This window comes from Streptomyces sp. NPDC051211 (assembly GCF_040689505.1).
In the GTDB taxonomy this organism is placed as follows: Bacteria; Actinomycetota; Actinomycetes; order Streptomycetales; family Streptomycetaceae; genus Streptomyces.
Window position 1 is genome coordinate 162,330 of record NZ_JBFBAV010000002.1, and the last position, 15,114, is coordinate 177,443.

Consider the following 15,114-nt stretch of genomic DNA (forward strand, 5'->3'; position numbering starts at 1 on the left):
CCAGCTCCGGCCCGGCGCCCCGGCCCCAGCCCCAGCTGCGGGGCCGGCCTCGGGCTGCGGCTCCGGCCCCTGCTCTGCCCCGGCCCCGGCCCAGCCCCAGCTCCTGCCCCGGCACCGGCTGCCGGGTCGGCCTCGGCCTCGAGCTGCGGCTCCGCCCCGGCTTTGGGGCCGGCCTCGGGCTGCGGGCCCGCCCCGGCTGCGGCTGCGCAGCCGGGGGCGAGGGTGCCGTCAGCGGGTCGGGGTGGTCCAGGTTGTGCGGTCGCGGGCCGTTGCGTACAGGGCGTCGATCTCCGTCGGCTTCAGGACGCCGCCCTCCTGGGAGAGGGCGGCGGTCGCGCCGGGGCGGAGGATGCGGATGTCCCGGAGCGTGGGGGTCACGTCGGTGCGGGAGGCGTCGACCACGGCCAGGGCCGGGGTGACCGCGACCGTCAGGGCGTGGGAGGCGCGGGCAGCAGCGCGGCGGGCCCAGCGCGGGTCCGGGCGGGGTTCGGCGCGGCCGACCGTGACCAGCAGGTCGCCGACCTGGACGCGCTGGCGGCGGCCCGGGACGGTGCGGACGCACAGCACCCCGGCCGGCCCGATCAGCAGGTGGTCGATGTGCCCGCCGCCCGGCAGCGGGATCGAGTGCAGGACGCGCCAGCCCGCGCCCTCCAGCTCGTCGAACTCGGCGCCCATCCGCTGCTGGGCGAGGAGGTCCTGGCGCAGCCGGTGCCGGGCGCGGGCGCCGGTGGTGCCGAGGCCGTGTTCGAGTTCGCCGAGCAGCGCCTCGCCGGGCCGGTTGGGCGCCAGGTCGTCGTCCGGGTGCAGGGCCAGCCGCACCAGGTCGGCCCGGGACGGCACCGGTGGCGGGCCGACCGTGTAGCTGCCGGTCAGGTACGGGCGCAGGGCCGCCAGCACCGCCTCGCACTGCTCCTCCGCGAGCACGCTGACCCGCCCGGTCTCCCGGTCGAACCAGGCCACGCTGCGCCCGTCGGGCGTGTTCACGTACAGCCGTCCGCGGCCCAGCTTGCCGGCCGGCAGGACCTTCAGTCCGCGCGAAGTCTTCGCCATCGGCGTCACCCCCGCCGTCCATGGGAGCAGCCGGGGGCGTCCTCGGCAATCCCCCCGGCGGGGCCTGCCCGCGGACCCGCGCGGAATCCGGCGGTCGTGTAACGACTCCGTGGGGACAGCGCCGGTTGCCTGTTACACAACCTGGGCGAGGCCGCAACGGCAGCCGCTTACTTTGGCCACACCCTGACGCGTTCGCAGACCTGTTCGCACCAGCACCAGCCTGAAGGACTTCCCGTGATCACCGCCCGCCGTCCCCTCGTCCGCGCCGCCGCCGTCGCCGCCTGCGCCGGTGGCGTGCTGGCCCTGCCGGCCGCCGCCGCCCTGGCGGACGACGCGCCGGCCGCGGCCCCGCGGACCCTGGTCAAGAGCCTCACGCTGGCGGACGGCGTGTCCACGGCCCACGTGTACCGGGTCGCCGAGGGCGCCTACGAGGCGGACATCATGAACGGCGGCACCAGGATCGCCGGCCTCGGCAGCCGGGACGGCGCCCCGGGTTTCGGAGGTACGGACGCCCTGCGCGTCTCACTGCAGCCCGACGGCCGGCTCTCCTCCTGGCTGCCCGCCCAGGGCGACGGCCGGCCCGCGGACCGGACCGCCTTCGCGTCGCAGGACGGCCGCAAGACCGCCCAGCGGACGGGAGCGACCGTCCCGGACACCACCCCGGACACCACCCCGGCCGTGGCCCCGGCCGACGCGTCCGCCGACGCCTCCGCCGACGCCCCGCTGCGCGCCGCCGGGCCGGCCGAGGCGCTCCGGCTGAACACGCTGGCCGACCGGCACGGCGACGGGATGCTGCTGATCGCGGCGGGCGGCGGCATGGCGGCGGCCGGGGCGGCCGGGCTGGGGTTCGCGATGCTGCGGCGGGGCCGGACCGAAACGTAGATATGTCTGGCCGAAAATAGTTGAGGGCAAAACGGACTTACGTCCGCATAAGGTTGACCGGACAGAGGTGTCCTGTCGGCACGCGCCCAGTGCGGACAGATCTTGCCCGTGATCAGCCCACAGCCCGTAGCCCGCATGCCCGCAGTCGCGGGTGCTGCCGCGGCCGCGGCAGCAGCCCGACCAAGGAGGCACAGGGTTCCGTGACGTCGCCTCGTGCGTTCCTGCTGCTCTCGGCCACCTCGGTGCTCCTGCTGCTGACCGGCTGCGGAACCGGTACCGGCGGTCTGGCGAGCGCCGGCCCCACCCCCACCGCCAACGGCCCGGTGCATCTGTGGCCCGGCCGCCAGGGGGCCTCCGTACTGCCCGCCGATCCCGGTGGGGCGCCGCCCGAGTACGTACGGGACCTGCCGCCCGTCACCGGGCAGAACGTGCACCAGGTGGACCCGGTCGCGCTGGTCCAGGCCGAGCTGAAGGCCCACGGCGACCAGGTCCTCGGCCCGGACGGGATGCCGCAGGAGACCGCCGACGCCATCCGGGCGTGCAAGCCGGGGTCGGGGCCGTCCGAGGAGTCCGGCGCCTGTCCGGTCCTGAAGCCCTACTACCGGGACCTCACCGGCAACGGCCGGGACGAGCTGATCGTCGGCATCGAGTTCCCGGGGCGCGAGCACATGATGTCCGTCCGCGTCTACACCGCCGACCCGGACGGCCGGCTCAACCGGATCATGGCCACCACGCAGTCCGTGATCAGCGTGGAGCTGGCAGGCCGGGACCTGATCGTGCGGATGCCGAGCGGCAATCCCGGCTACGAGCTGGCCACCGCCTGGTCGTACGACGACAAGCAGCGGACCATGCTGCAGACCCGGGAGCAGATCACCCGGGTGCCGGCGCCGGGCGCGTCATGAGGCTCCGGCTGCCGGCCTGGACCGCGACCCTGACCTGGAAGTCGGCGTGCTTCATCGTGGTCATGTGCTGCTCGCTGGCGGCCGTGCTGGGCGTGCTGGTGCATGTGGAGGTGACCCGGCAGACCGTCGCCACGGCCCGCGAGAAGGCCCTCGCCAAGCTCACCGACACCGCCCGGCGGTACGAGGCGGGCGAGGCGCTGCCGCCCGAGTCCGGCATCGACCCGGCGGGGCTGCCGGAGTCGCTGCGGGCGCTCGCCCTCCGCGGGCAGCGCGGGACCTTGGTCGCCGACCACGAGGGCCGGCCGACGATGTGGGCGGCGGCCCCCGCCGACGGGCGGGCGCTGGCGGTCGCCGTCGACTACACGCAGAGCGCGAGCACCATCAGCGGCCTCGACAACGCGATCATCGGCTCCTCGGTGCTGGCCATCGGAGGCACGCTGCTGATCGGCGCGTTCGCCGTCACCCGGGTCACCCGCCGGCTGCACCAGACCGCGACCGTCGCCCGCCGGATCACCCAGGGCGACCTGGACGCGAGGGTCGGGGACCCCCGTACGAAGGATCCGGCGCGGCGGCAGGACGAGGTGGGGACGGTCGCCGGGGCGCTGGACACCATGGCGGCCACGCTGCAGGCGAAGCTGCTGAGCGAGCAGCGGTTCACCGCCGACGTGGCGCACGAGCTGCGCACCCCGCTGACCGGGCTGCAGGCGGCCTCGGAGCTGCTGCCGGAGGGGCGGCCCACGCAGCTGGTGCAGGAGCGGGTGCGGACGATGCGGCAGCTCACCGAGGACCTGCTGGAGATCTCCCGGCTGGACTCGGGCAGCGAGCAGGTGGAGTCGGAGCTCCAGCCGCTGGGGGCGTTGGCGGAGCGGGTGGTGCGGGCGTCCGCGGCGTCCGGGACCTCCACCGAGGTGGTGGTGGTCCGGGACCTGTACGTGGAGACGGACCGGCGGCGGCTGGAGCGGGTGCTGGGCAACCTGGTCGCCAACGCGCACAAGCACGGGCGTGGGCCGGTGGTGCTGACGGTGGACGGGGCGGTGGTGACGGTGCGGGACCACGGGGACGGGTACCCGGACTACTTGGTGGCGCACGGGCCGCAGCGGTTCCGTACGGAGCCGCAGGCGGGTGGGAAGGGGACGGGGCTGGGGCTGACGATCGCGGTGGGGCAGGCGGAGGTGATCGGCGCGAAGCTGGTGTTCCGCAACGCGGAGGACGGCGGCGCCGTCGCCACCCTGACCCTCCCGGAACCCCCACCGGGCGCGCAGCCCGGCCCCTGCCCGGACCAGCCATAGCCCCTCCGGCCTGTCCCGCGCTCTCGGCGAGCCGCGCGCCGGGTCTTGCCGGGCGGCCCCTTCCCCTGGCCGAGCTGCGCGGCGGTTACGGCCGGGCGGGCCCCTTCCCCGGGACGTGCGGCGCGGAGGGTACGGCCGGGCTGCGCCGCTTCGGCCCCGGCTCCGCCCGACCCCCGGGGCTCCGCCCCGGACCCCGCGCCTCAAACGCCGGCGGGGCTGGAATTGCTCCGCAATCCAGCCCGCCGCGGGGGAACGGCCGCCGCATGCCCGGCGGGTAGGGGCGCAGCCCTACGCGGGCGACGGGTGAGGGCGCAGCCCCATAGGAGGCCAGCGGGTGAGGGCGCAGCCCCACGCGGCTCGAGTGGGAGCCCAGCCCACGCGGCCGGCGGGTGAGGGCGCAACCCCGTCGCGGCCGACGGGCGGCGGCGCAGCACGATCGGAGGCCAGCGGGTCGGGGCGGAGCACACGCGGCTAGCGGCTAGGGTCGCAGCCCACGCGCCCCGCGGGTAGGGGAGCAGCCCCGTCGGAGGCCAGCGGGTGGGAGTGCAGCCCACTCGCCCGGCGGGTAGAGGTGGCAGCGCCCCATCGGAGGCCAGCGGGTCTGGGCGCAGCCCCCGCGCCCCGCGGGTCGGGGCGCAGCCCCGTCGGGGGCCGGCGGGTGAGGGCGCAGCCCACTCGCGCAGTCCGCATGGCTGGCGGGTGAGGGCGCAGCCCCCTCGGGGGGCCGGGGGCTTGGCGCCGGGGTTCGGGGAGGGGCGGGGTGGGCGAATGCTTCGCGTGGCGGGCGCTAGCTGCCTGGCTTCGTCCAGGGCCAGCGGAGCTTGGGTTTCTCACCCGTCGGGTCGAAGACGTACTTCCAGCCCTTCTGGAGGTGCAGCCGCTTCGTGTAGCCCGACGGCACCCGCTGGTACAGCAGTACGGTCGGCGGCCCGCCCGCCCCGTCCGGGACCGGGATCTCGTACCACTTCGGCGGATGGCCGGTCGGGCCGAGCAGGATCGGGAGGATCCGGCCGTCCATCGGGCCGCCCTCGAAGGGGGTCGGTTCGCTTCTCACCCCACCAGTGTCACAGGAGGTGTGCCGCCTCGGAGACCACCGGGATCACCCTCCTGGCGAGGACCCCCACCGGCCCGTCCGCCGATTCCAGGGCCAGGGCGGCCCGCGCGGCCGCGGCCGTTTCCGGGTCGGTGGCGGCCGTCGCGGTGAGCAGCGCGATGAACTGGTCGACCAGCCAGTCCCGCAGTTCCTCCACCCCCGGCTGCTTCCCCTCGTCGATCCAGATCAGCGAGGCCGCCTCGACCGCGGTGATCCACGTACGGACCATCATGCGCAGCCGCGGTCCCGGCGCCGGTACGGCGAGGTGCAGCAGGATCTGGTCGGCGGCGGTGCGCCGGATCGCGTCGACGGTCGCCGTGGTGCGGGAGGTCTCCACCACGCTGCCGCCCTGCAGCAGGGCGCTGAAGCCCGCGTCGTGCTCGTCGACGAAGGCGAGGTAGCGGTCCAGTGCGCGGGACAGCCGCCGGGTCAGCGGGCCGGCCTGCGGTTCGGCGAAGCAGAGTTCCAGCTCGTCCGCCGCCGAGCGCAGTGCCGCTTCGTACAGCTGCTGCTTGCCGCCGGGGAAGTACCGGTACACCAGCGGCCGGGAGACGCCCGCCACCTCGGCGACGTCGTCCAGGGAGACGTCCTCCGGGGCGCGGTGCGCGAACAGCGACAGGGCGGCGTCGAGGAGCTGCGCGCGGCGCTCCTCGACGCTGAGTCGGCGGTACGCGCGGGGTGCGGCCGGGGCCGCGGGCGTCGTCCGGGTCATGTCCGCAGGGTATCCCCCGGACATGACGGCGACACGGCCGCCGGGTTCGCGGTCAGGCGAGCAGGCCGGAGCTCTTCCAGAGCCTGCGGCCGACTCCGCGCATCACCCCGATGTCGTCGAGGAAGTCGGTGAGCCGCTTCGCCCCGGTCTGCATCACCTCCCGGCGGTGGCCGCTGGCCCGCACCTGGGCCACGGCTTCGCGCCGGTCGAGGCCGATGTTCTCGTACACGGCGGGGTTCACGAAGGCGAGGGAGAAGACGCGGGCGGCCTCGCCGCAGCTGATCCGGGTGAGTTCCTGCTCCCAGCGCGGTGCGGTGGCCATCTGGCGGCGCAACTCCTCGCGGGCGTACCGGACGTGGCGGGCCTCTTCGATGACGTGGATGCGGGTGACCCCGCGCACCAGCGGCTGGATCCGCTCGTCCGGGAAGGTGAGCCGCTGCATCCAGTCGAGGATCTCCTCGCCGAGGAGGGTGCAGGCGAAGGAGCCGGGGGTGGTGGAGACGGTCTTGAGGATCCGGGCCAGGTTGTGGTTGAGCCGGGAGACCGGGTACTCGGGGCTGCCGCTCTTCTGGATCATCCTGGCGAACATCATGGAGTGCCGGCACTCGTCGGCGATCTCGGTGAGCGCGTAGCGGACGTGGTTGCTGGTCAGCGACTTGTCGTAGATGTGCCGGACGAGCAGCTGCATCAGGATGATCTCGAACCAGATGCCGAGGGAGGCGAGCGAGGCGGCTTCGTGGCGGGAGAGGTCGATCCGCTGTTCCTCGCCCATCCGCTTCCACAGCGGGGTGTCGTAGAGGGAGAGCAGCTCGGGCGGCCAGAAGTACTTGCCGTCGACCGTGGGGGCGTCCCAGTCGAGTTCCTTGTCGGGGTCGAAGGAGTGCTTGGCGGAGGATTCGAGCAGCCGCTCGGCGACCTGTTCGCGGTCCTTGAGCAGGCCGAGGGCGTCCCGCAGGACGGTGCGGTCGGTCACGGTCGTCGCGTTCGTCACGGTCGTCATCGCGTCGGGCACCTCATGAGCCTGAGTGGTTACCAGCGGTCAGGACTTATGAGACTGCTTGTCAGCAAGGTCGTCAATCCCCCGCGCACGACTTGTTGACCCCGCGTCTACCAACGTGTTGCACTGCCAGTGCGGCCCTCGCCACCGCGTCGCCCGCACCGCTCGCACCGCCAACTGCCCATTTCCGCAAGGTTCATGGAGAAGAGGCCCGCCAGTGTCGTCGCACGAGCTCTACACCACCGGCCCGGGTGAGGGCGTCTGGCAGGTGCCCGCCTCCGGTGCGGCCCGCTTCAACTGGGAGTACGACGGCGGGCGGGAGCGCCTGCTGGCCCTCTACCAGAAGGGCAAGGACAAGCAGTGGGACGGCAACAAGCGGATCGACTGGGACCTGGAAGTGGACCCCTACGATCCGCTCGGCACCCCTGACGAGGTCCTGAACCTCTACGGGACCCGCCACTGGGCGAAGATGACCGAGCGGGACAAGGGCGACCTGCGCCGGCACTACACCTCCTGGCAGTTCAGCCAGTTCCTGCACGGAGAGCAGGGCGCGATGGTGTGCGCGGCCCGGATCGTGGAGTCCGTGCCGGACCTGGACGCGAAGTTCTACTCCGCCACCCAGACCATGGACGAGGCCCGGCACGCGGAGATCTACGCGCGCTTCCTGCACGAGAAGATCGGCATGCTCTACCCGATCAACGACAACCTGCAGGGCCTGCTGGGCGACACGCTCCGCGATTCCCGGTGGGACATGCCGTACCTGGGCATGCAGGTGCTGATCGAGGGGCTGGCGCTGGCGGCGTTCGGGATGATCCGCGACACGACGGACAAGCCGCTGCCGAAGCAGATCCTGTCGTACGTGATGCAGGACGAGGCCCGCCACGTGGCCTTCGGGCGGATGGCCCTGCGGGACTACTACCGCGAGCTGACGGACGCCGAGCTCCGCGAGCGCGAGGAGTTCGTCATCGAGGGCTGCTACCTGATGCGGGACCGGCTCCGCGGGGTGGAGGTGCTGGAGAACTTCGGCATCCCGAAGCGGGAGGCGGAGGAGATCAGCGAGCAGTCCGAGTTCCTCCGACTGTTCCGGAAGCTGCTGTTCAGCCGGATCGTGCCGTGCGTGAAGGACATCGGGCTGTGGGGGGAGCGGCTGCAGAAGGCGTACGTGGACATGGGGGTCTTCGACCTCGGCGACTCCAACCTCGACCTGCTGATGGCCCAGGACGAGGAGCTCGCGGAGGCGCTGGACGCGGAGCGGTTCGCGGCGGAGGAGGCGGCACGGGTGGCGGAGGTGGAGGCGGCCATCGGGCAGGGCGCGGAGCCGGCCTCCTGACCCCCTCCCCCCTGTCCCCCGCTACTTCGGGGCCGGTGCCGGGAACGACGTACGGAGGTTGAAGGCGTACTCCGTCGGCCCGTGCTCGCGCAGGTGCAGGATCCGGGCCTCCGCCTCCGCCACGCTCGGCCGCTCCCCCGCCGGCACCCACCACAGCGCGGAGACCGCGTCCGTCAGGTGCTCGAACCACTCGCGGCGGCGGCCGAGGAACTCCCGGTGCAGCCCCTGGTACGTGAAGGCGGTCAGCGCGTTGGGGTCCCGCCACACCGACAGGTTGATCAGCATCCGGTCGTCGCCCAGCACCCGGTACGAGGTGGCGTCGCCCGAATCGTCCCGGAGCCGCCAGACGAAGCCGTCGGCCTGGTCGGCGATGGCGTTGACGGGCTCCAGCCCGTCCATGAAGTCCTTGAACTCGGCTGCGTCCGTAGGGTATTTGGCCCGGGCTATGTTCACCTGGGCGAGTTCGTACGTCGTCATGTCCGCACCATAGGCGCGCATCCGGCGGGGCTCACAGGGAGTTTCACGGAGCGGACAGGGCCGCCTGCATCACGCTCCGCGCGATCGGCGCGGCCGCGCTGTTGCCGCTGATGTCGCCGCGGTTCGCGGCCGCGTCCTCGACCACCACCGCCACCGCGACCTCCGGCACGGCTGCCCGCTTCCCCTTCGCCCAGGCGATGAACCAGGCGTACGGGGTGCCGGTGTTGCCCACCCCGTGCTGGGCGGTGCCGGTCTTGCCGCCGACCACCGCACCGCGGATGGCCGCGTTGCGGCCCGTGCCGTCCTCCACCACCGCCACCATCAGCTCCTGGAGCCGCAGCGCGGTGGCCGGGTTCATGGCCCGGCCCAGCGAGTGCGGGCTGCCCCGCCGCACCGGGTCCCCGTCCGCCTGGCTGGTGCCGTCCACCAGATAGGGGGTTTTGATCTCCCCGCCGTTGGCGACGGCCGCCGCAACCATCGCCATCTGGAGCGGGGTCGCCTTGGTGTTGAACTGGCCGATGGACGACAGGGCCAGCTGGTCCTGGCTCATGTCGGTGTCGAAGTCGGATCGGGACACCCAGGACGGGACGCGCAGCCCGGCGTCGTTGAAGCCGAAGCGTTCCGCCGCCGCCACCATCCGGCGCAGCCCCACCTGCACCCCGATCTTCGCCATCACCGTGTTGCAGGACCAGCGCACCGCCTCCGCCATCGACGCGTCCTCGCAGCCGGTGGCCGCGTTCGGCAGCAGCGTGTGCGTGCCGGGCAGCGGGTAGGGGTCCGGGGTGGTGGTCGGCGCGTCCACGTCCGTGACCACGCCCGCGTCCAGCGCCGCGGCCGCCGTCACGATCTTGAAGGTGGAGCCGGGCGGGTAGGTCTCCCGCAGGGCCCGGTTCAGCATCGGCCGGGTCGGGTCCGAGTTCAGCCGGTCCCAGGCCGCCTTGACGTGCGGTCCGGTCCCGGACAGCACCCCCGGGTCGTACGAGGGGCTGCTGACCAGGGCCAGGATGCGGCCGGTGGCCGGCTCGACGGCCGCCACCGCGCCCCGCTTGCCCGCCAGCCCCGTGTACGCGGCCAGCTGGAGCTTCGCCCTGATGGTGGTGGCGACCCGGCCGCCGTCCGGCCGGCTGCGGGCGAGGTCGTTCCACAGCGGGAGGACGGCCAGCCGGGGATCCGTGCCCGCCAGGACGGCGTCCTCGGCCCGCTCCACGAAGCTGGTGCCGTAGGTCTGCGAGGAGAAGCCGGTGACCGGCGCGTAGAGCGGGCCGTTCGTGTAGGTCCGCTCGTAGCGCAGGAGCTGTCCGCTGTCCCGGGTCCCGGTGACGGGCCGGCCGTCCACCAGGATGGGGCCGCGCGGCTGCGCGTACCGGGCGATGACGGCCCGCTTGTTGGCGGGGTTCGCCGCCAGCGCCTCGGACTCGACCAGCTGCACCCGGGCCGCGTTGACCAGCAGGGCGACCAGCAGCAGGGCGCAGAACCAGGCGCACCAGCGGATGTACCGGATCATCCGGCGGACCTCCCTCTTCCGGGCTCCCCTTCCCCGGCCGGTCTGGGCCGGCGGGCGCAGTCGCTCAGCCGGACCAGCAGGGCGACGATGATCCAGTTGGTGACCACCGAGGAGCCGCCCTGGGCCAGGAAGGGCATCGCCATCCCGGTGAGCGGGATCAGCCCGGTCACACCCCCGGTGATCACGAAGACCTGGAGGGCGATGATGGAGGCCAGGCCGGTGGCGAGCAGCCGTCCGAAGGGGTCGCGGAGCGCCAGCCCGGCCTCGAAGCCGCGCGCGACCAGCAGCCCGTACAGCACCAGGAGGGCGACCAGGCCGGCCAGGCCGAGTTCCTCGCCGGCGGTGGCGAGGATGAAGTCGGACTTGGCGGCGAAGCCGATCAGGAAGGACTGGCCGTCGCCCAGGCCTGCGCCGAGCAGCCCGCCCGCGCCGAACGCGAACAGGGACTGGGCCAGCTGGCCCGGGCCTTCGCCCCGCTCGATGGAGGCGAAGGGGTTCTGCCAGTCCTCGACCCGGCCGTGGACGTGCGGTTCGAAGGTGCCGACGGCGTACGCGCCGAGGCCGGCCAGCAGCAGGCCGACGGCGATCCAGCCGATCCGGCCGGTGGCGGTGAACAGCATGATCACGAACAGCCCGAAGAACAGCAGCGAGGTGCCCAGGTCCCGCTCCAGGACCAGCACCCCGACGCTGAGCAGCCAGATCGTCAGGATCGGCCCGAGCACCCGCATCGGCAGCATGCGCAGGAAGAGGATGCGGCGGCCGGTGAGGGCGAGGGCCGTGCGGTTGGCGGCCAGGTAGGCGGCGAAGAACACGGCGAGCAGGATCTTGGCGAACTCGCCGGGCTGGAAGGAGAATCCGGCCGCCCGGATCCAGATGTGGGCGCCGTTGACGGGCGGGAAGAAGACCGGGACGAGCATCAGGACCAGCGCGACGGCGACGGAGAGGTAGGCGTACCGCTGGAGCACGCGGTGGTCGCGGAGTACGGCGACCACCAGGATGAAGAGCGCCACCCCGAGCGCGGACCAGACGAGCTGGGTGCCGGAGGCGGGGTGGGCCGGGGTGGTCAGGTCCAGGCGCTGGATGAGGACCAGGCCGAGGCCGTTGAGGAGTACGGCGATGGGCAGCAGGACCGGGTCGGCGTACGGAGCGGCGAAGCGGACGGCGAGATGCGCGAGGAGCGCGGCCACGGCGAGGCCGGCGGCATAGCGGGAGGCCTCCGCGGGGATGTGGCCGACGGTGGCGAGACCGACGTAGAGGTAGCCGAGGACGGAGAGGGCGACGGCACCGGCGAGCAGGGCCAGCTCGATGCCGCTGCGCTTGGCGTGGGGTACTCCGGGTGGCGGTGCGGGATCCGAAGGGTCCGCCACCTTTGCCGTCAATGCGGTCATATGGGAAACGTAGCAAGCTCTCTGAGGTTATGTCCGCCTATGTCATAGTGAGCCGAAGAAACGTCAGAAGCGGGCAGGAGCCGGGATCGTGGTCATGGGGCCTGTGGAGTTCATCGTCCTCGCCTTTCCCGAGGAACAGCTGCGGGTGCCGGCGGTCGATGCCGTCCTGGGGCTGCGCAAGACCGGCAACGTCCGGCTGATCGACGGACTGGTCGCGACGAAGACGGCGGCGGGCGAGGTGCTGGCCGCCGAGTTCGACGAGTTCCGGGAGCTGGAGGGGCTGCTGGCGGGCCGCGACGTGGCCCGGCTGATCGGCCCGGAGGACGTCCAGGAGGCGGCGGATCTGCTGGACCGGGGCAGTTGTGCGCTGCTCCTGCTGGTGGAGCACGTGTGGGCGGCCGACGCGGCGGTCGCGGTCCGTGCGGCGGGCGGCCGGATCGCGGGCTCGGTCCGCATTCCGCCGGAGCGGCTGGGGGTGGCCTGATGTTCATCCGTCCTGTCGGCCCGGTGGTCCACCCGGCCCAGCGCCCGGCGGGCCGGCCGCTGCTGCGCGGCCTGCTGGCCCGCGGCGCGTACGTATGGAACGGCGGCGAGGCGTCCCGCCAGGCGGCCCCGCCGCCAGCGGGCCCGGCCGAAGCCGCCGCGCCCCCGGCGTCCGAGCTCTCGCCCACGGCCGCGCCCCCCGGCAATCTGGCCGACCAGCTGGCCCGCCTCTCGGACCTGGCCCGGGAGGGCCTGCTGACCGCCGAGGAGTTCGCGTCGGCGAAGTCCCGCCTGCTGGGCGGCGGGTAGCCCCTCCTCCCGGGGGTCCGGCCGGGCAGGCGGGCGAGGCGGGTGACCCGGCGGGCGGGCGGTCCGGCCGACCCGGCAGGCGGGCGGGGCGGCCGATCGGGTGAGGGAGGCGACTCGGCCGAATCTGCTGGGTGATTTGTCATATTGCGCGTGGCACGATCGCCGCCTCGGAGGTGATCCCATGTCACGTCGGCTGCTCTGCGCGGCTTGTATCGCAGCGGTATTGGTCACCGCCCTGCCTGGCGGCCCGCCCGCGACCGCGTCCCCCCGGTCGCCGGACGTGCCGGGGGCGTCGAGCGGGCCCGGGGAGCTCGGGGCCCCGGGCGCGACGGCCGGGGCCCCGGGCGCGGCGGCCGGGGCCCCGCGGCAGCCCGGAGCTCCGGCCGCACCGGGCGCACCGGGCGCACCGGCTGCACCGGCCGATGTGGCGCAGCTGCTCACCCGGCTCCAGGGGCTCTACCAGAAGGCCGAGGAGGCCGCCGAGGCGTACAACGCCACGGAGGTCGCGCTCAAGGCCCGGCAGAACGAGGAGCGCAAGCTCAGCGGGGAGTTGGGCGTGACGCGCACCGCGCTCGGCAAGGAGCGGGCCGAGGCCGGGCGGCTGGCGCGGATGCAGTACCAGGAGGCCACCGGCGGGCTGTCCCCGTACGCCCGGATGCTGCTGTCCGGCGATCCCCAGCGGGCCCTGGACGAGCGCCGGCTCACCGCCCGGGAGGCCGGCCACCGGGCAGCCGTCATCGCGCGTCTGACCGGCGCCGAGAAGCGGGTCGGCCGGCTGGCGACCCGGGCCCGCAAGGCGCTGGACGGCCAGCAGACGCTCGCCGCCCAGCAGAAGCGGCACAAGGAGGAGGCCGCGAGCCGGCTCAAGGAGGTCGAGCGGCTGCTGGCCTCGCTGACCGCCGAGCAGCTGGCCGAGCTCTCCGCCCGGGAGCGGGCCGGCACCGACAGGGCCCAGCGCGCGCTGCTGGATTCGGGGCGGCTCCCGTCCCGGACCGGCACACCGACCGCCGCAGGCGGGGCCGCGCTCGGCTATGCGACCGCGCAGCTCGGGAAGCCGTACGTATGGGGCGCCGAGGGCCCGGCCTCCTTCGACTGCTCGGGCCTCACCTCGCAGGCCTGGGCGCACGCCGGCCGGACGATCCCGCGGACCAGCCAGGAGCAGTGGGCGCAGCTCCCGAAGGTGCCGCTGGACCAACTGCGGCCCGGGGACCTGGTGGTGTACTTCCCGAAGGCCACCCACGTGGCGATCTACGCCGGGGACGGGAAGGTCATCCAGGCGCCCCGGCCGGGCGCGAAGGTCAAGGTGTCGCCGATCGCCGCCAATCCGCTGCTGGGCGCGGTCCGCCCGGACCCGGCCGGAACCCCGCTGGCCTGGTACACCCCGCCGGAGCTGCCGGAAGCGGCGGCCACGGCGGGGGACGACACCGGCTACTCGGCCGAGGAGGCACCGGAGGACGAGACCTCCGCCAGGTAGTCCGCGGCGTCCTCGGGGTCGTAGAAATACGCGTCGAAGTCGGCCGGGTTGTCGAAGCCGTTGGCGAAACGATCCGCCACCGGCTGGAGCTGCCCGGCCGCGCCGATCAGGTCGAGCACGTGCTCCGGCGGCACGTCCAGCATCGCGTTGGTCCACTGGGTCACCGGCTTGCCGGCGGTGAACCAGTACTTGTCGAAGGTGGCCTTCATCCAGGCCTCGTCGAACGGCTTGTCCCCGTGCATCAGGATCGAGGACAGGTACGAGGCCGCGCACTTCGCCGCCGAGTTGGAGCCCTGGCCGGTGATCGGGTCGTTGGCCACGACCACGTCCGCGACGCCGAGGACGAGCCCGCCGCCCGGCAGCCGCCCGATCGGGTTCCGGACCACCGGCGCGTACCGGCCGGCCAGGGTGCCGCCCGCGTCCGTCAGCTCCGCCTTCGTCGCCCGCGCGTGCTCCCACGGGGTGAACTTCTCCATCAGCGCCAGCGTCAGCGCCAGGTGCTCGGCCGGGTCCGTGACGCCGGTGAAGACGTCCAGCGGGCCGCCCGGGAGGCCCTCCCAGAACAGGATGTCCGCGCGGCCGCTCGTGGTCAGGGTCGGCATGACGAACAGCTCGCCGACGCCCGGCACCAGGTTGCAGCGGACCGCCTCGGTCTCCGGGTGCTCGGGGCGCGGGCCGAGCCCGTGCACGTAGGAGACGGCCAGCGCCCGCTGCGGTGCGTCGTACGGGGAACGCGCCGCGTCCCGGCCGAACAGGCACACCAGCTCGCCCTTGCCGGCCGCGACCAGCACCAGGTCGTAGGTGGTCGCGAAGTAGTCCAGGTCGGACACGGACGCGCCGTGGATGACCAGCTGCCCGCCGCGCTGCGCGAAGGTGTCCAGCCAGCCGGCCATCTTCACGCGCTGGTCGACGGACTGGGCGTAGCCCTTGAGGCGGCCCAGCCAGTCGATGGCGCGGGAGGCGTCGGGGGCGGCGACGGAGACGCCCAGCCCCTCGATCCTGGGGGCCTGCTGCTCCCAGAAGTTGATCTGCAGATCGCGCTCGTGCCGGAGCGCGGTGTCGAACATGCACTGGGTGGACATGACCCGGCCGGTGCGGATCTCGTCCGCGGTCCGGTTGGACATGAGGGTGACCTCGTAGCCCTTGGCCTGGAGTCCGAGGGCGAGCTGGAGACCGGACTGTCCGGCTCCGACGACAAGTATCCTGCGCATGATCCCTTGATCC

Annotated in this window: 15 protein-coding genes; 7 read left to right on the top strand and 8 right to left on the bottom strand. The window is 73.6% G+C overall.

Annotation, left to right across the window (positions count from 1 at the left end; translation table 11 throughout):
* Positions 1–228: 228 nt before the first annotated feature.
* On the bottom strand, positions 229–1,050 hold the full coding sequence (locus tag AB0447_RS03725; RefSeq protein ID WP_366474806.1) for a nuclease-related domain-containing protein: 822 nt from the start codon (positions 1,048–1,050) through the stop codon (positions 229–231).
* A 234-nt stretch (positions 1,051–1,284) separates the two neighbouring features.
* On the opposite strand from AB0447_RS03725, the gene AB0447_RS03730 reads away from it, so the two are divergent.
* The 3 genes from AB0447_RS03730 to AB0447_RS03740 all read left to right on the top strand — a co-directional run bounded on the left by AB0447_RS03730 (position 1,285) and on the right by AB0447_RS03740 (position 4,123).
* Positions 1,285–1,932: a hypothetical protein gene (locus AB0447_RS03730; RefSeq protein ID WP_366474807.1), complete on the top strand. Its 648-nt coding sequence runs from the start codon at positions 1,285–1,287 to the stop codon at positions 1,930–1,932.
* Positions 1,933–2,132: 200 nt separating this feature from the next.
* On the top strand, positions 2,133–2,834 hold the full coding sequence (locus tag AB0447_RS03735) for a hypothetical protein (protein ID WP_366474808.1): 702 nt from the start codon (positions 2,133–2,135) through the stop codon (positions 2,832–2,834).
* A complete protein-coding gene (locus AB0447_RS03740) occupies positions 2,831–4,123 on the top strand; it encodes a HAMP domain-containing sensor histidine kinase (RefSeq protein WP_366474809.1) in 1,293 nt (430 codons plus the stop codon). The genes AB0447_RS03735 and AB0447_RS03740 overlap by 4 nt, the downstream gene beginning before the upstream one ends.
* Before the next feature lie 787 nt (positions 4,124–4,910).
* On the opposite strand, the gene AB0447_RS03745 is transcribed toward AB0447_RS03740, so the two are convergent.
* The 3 genes from AB0447_RS03745 to AB0447_RS03755 are packed head-to-tail and all read right to left on the bottom strand — an operon-like array spanning position 4,911 to position 6,928.
* Complete coding sequence (locus AB0447_RS03745) at positions 4,911–5,177, bottom strand: hypothetical protein (RefSeq protein ID WP_366474810.1); 267 nt, start codon at positions 5,175–5,177, stop codon at positions 4,911–4,913.
* A gap of 10 nt (positions 5,178–5,187) precedes the next feature.
* Positions 5,188–5,928, bottom strand: a complete 741-nt coding sequence (locus AB0447_RS03750) for a helix-turn-helix domain-containing protein (protein ID WP_366474811.1) — start codon at positions 5,926–5,928, stop codon at positions 5,188–5,190.
* A gap of 52 nt (positions 5,929–5,980) precedes the next feature.
* Entirely contained in the window at positions 5,981–6,928 is a 948-nt protein-coding gene (locus AB0447_RS03755) for a diiron oxygenase (protein WP_366474812.1), read from the bottom strand.
* A gap of 214 nt (positions 6,929–7,142) precedes the next feature.
* On the opposite strand from AB0447_RS03755, the gene AB0447_RS03760 reads away from it, so the two are divergent.
* Positions 7,143–8,255, top strand: a complete 1,113-nt coding sequence (locus AB0447_RS03760) for a ferritin-like domain-containing protein (protein ID WP_366474813.1) — start codon at positions 7,143–7,145, stop codon at positions 8,253–8,255.
* A 21-nt stretch (positions 8,256–8,276) separates the two neighbouring features.
* On the opposite strand, the gene AB0447_RS03765 is transcribed toward AB0447_RS03760, so the two are convergent.
* From AB0447_RS03765 to AB0447_RS03775, 3 genes are read right to left on the bottom strand one after another with little or no spacing between them, the layout of a single operon-like run.
* Entirely contained in the window at positions 8,277–8,732 is a 456-nt protein-coding gene (locus AB0447_RS03765; protein WP_366474814.1) for a DUF3291 domain-containing protein, read from the bottom strand.
* 43 nt (positions 8,733–8,775) lie between these two features.
* Positions 8,776–10,236, bottom strand: coding sequence for a penicillin-binding transpeptidase domain-containing protein (locus tag AB0447_RS03770; RefSeq protein WP_366474815.1), 1,461 nt, complete (start codon positions 10,234–10,236; stop codon positions 8,776–8,778).
* The gene (locus tag AB0447_RS03775; RefSeq protein WP_366474816.1) at positions 10,233–11,624 is read right to left on the bottom strand and encodes an FtsW/RodA/SpoVE family cell cycle protein; all 1,392 of its coding nucleotides are present in this window, start codon (positions 11,622–11,624) and stop codon (positions 10,233–10,235) included. Before AB0447_RS03775 ends, AB0447_RS03770 begins: the two co-directional genes overlap by 4 nt.
* Positions 11,625–11,718: 94 nt before the next feature.
* Between AB0447_RS03775 and AB0447_RS03780 the strand changes: the two genes are divergently transcribed.
* From AB0447_RS03780 to AB0447_RS03790, 3 genes are all read left to right on the top strand, one after another.
* Positions 11,719–12,108: a DUF6325 family protein gene (locus AB0447_RS03780; RefSeq protein WP_366475087.1), complete on the top strand. Its 390-nt coding sequence runs from the start codon at positions 11,719–11,721 to the stop codon at positions 12,106–12,108.
* Positions 12,108–12,416, top strand: a complete 309-nt coding sequence (locus AB0447_RS03785; protein ID WP_366474817.1) for an SHOCT domain-containing protein — start codon at positions 12,108–12,110, stop codon at positions 12,414–12,416. The genes AB0447_RS03780 and AB0447_RS03785 overlap by 1 nt, the downstream gene beginning before the upstream one ends.
* A 424-nt stretch (positions 12,417–12,840) precedes the next feature.
* Positions 12,841–13,890, top strand: coding sequence for an NlpC/P60 family protein (locus AB0447_RS03790; protein WP_366474818.1), 1,050 nt, complete (start codon positions 12,841–12,843; stop codon positions 13,888–13,890).
* Here the strand turns inward: AB0447_RS03790 and AB0447_RS03795 are convergent.
* Entirely contained in the window at positions 13,845–15,101 is a 1,257-nt protein-coding gene (locus AB0447_RS03795) for a styrene monooxygenase/indole monooxygenase family protein (protein WP_366474819.1), read from the bottom strand. The genes AB0447_RS03790 and AB0447_RS03795 overlap by 46 nt on opposite strands.
* Between the last annotated feature and the right edge of the window lie 13 nt (positions 15,102–15,114).

Coding starts and splice junctions, on each gene's coding strand:
- AB0447_RS03725 (WP_366474806.1), bottom strand. CDS start 1,050: ATGGCGAAGACTTCGCGCGGACTGAAGGTCCTGCCGGCCGGCAAGCTG.
- AB0447_RS03740 (WP_366474809.1), top strand. CDS start 2,831: ATGAGGCTCCGGCTGCCGGCCTGGACCGCGACCCTGACCTGGAAGTCG.
- AB0447_RS03750 (WP_366474811.1), bottom strand. CDS start 5,928: ATGACCCGGACGACGCCCGCGGCCCCGGCCGCACCCCGCGCGTACCGC.
- AB0447_RS03755 (WP_366474812.1), bottom strand. CDS start 6,928: ATGACGACCGTGACGAACGCGACGACCGTGACCGACCGCACCGTCCTG.
- AB0447_RS03765 (WP_366474814.1), bottom strand. CDS start 8,732: ATGACGACGTACGAACTCGCCCAGGTGAACATAGCCCGGGCCAAATAC.
- AB0447_RS03770 (WP_366474815.1), bottom strand. CDS start 10,236: ATGATCCGGTACATCCGCTGGTGCGCCTGGTTCTGCGCCCTGCTGCTG.
- AB0447_RS03775 (WP_366474816.1), bottom strand. CDS start 11,624: ATGACCGCATTGACGGCAAAGGTGGCGGACCCTTCGGATCCCGCACCG.
- AB0447_RS03780 (WP_366475087.1), top strand. CDS start 11,719: ATGGGGCCTGTGGAGTTCATCGTCCTCGCCTTTCCCGAGGAACAGCTG.
- AB0447_RS03785 (WP_366474817.1), top strand. CDS start 12,108: ATGTTCATCCGTCCTGTCGGCCCGGTGGTCCACCCGGCCCAGCGCCCG.
- AB0447_RS03795 (WP_366474819.1), bottom strand. CDS start 15,101: ATGCGCAGGATACTTGTCGTCGGAGCCGGACAGTCCGGTCTCCAGCTC.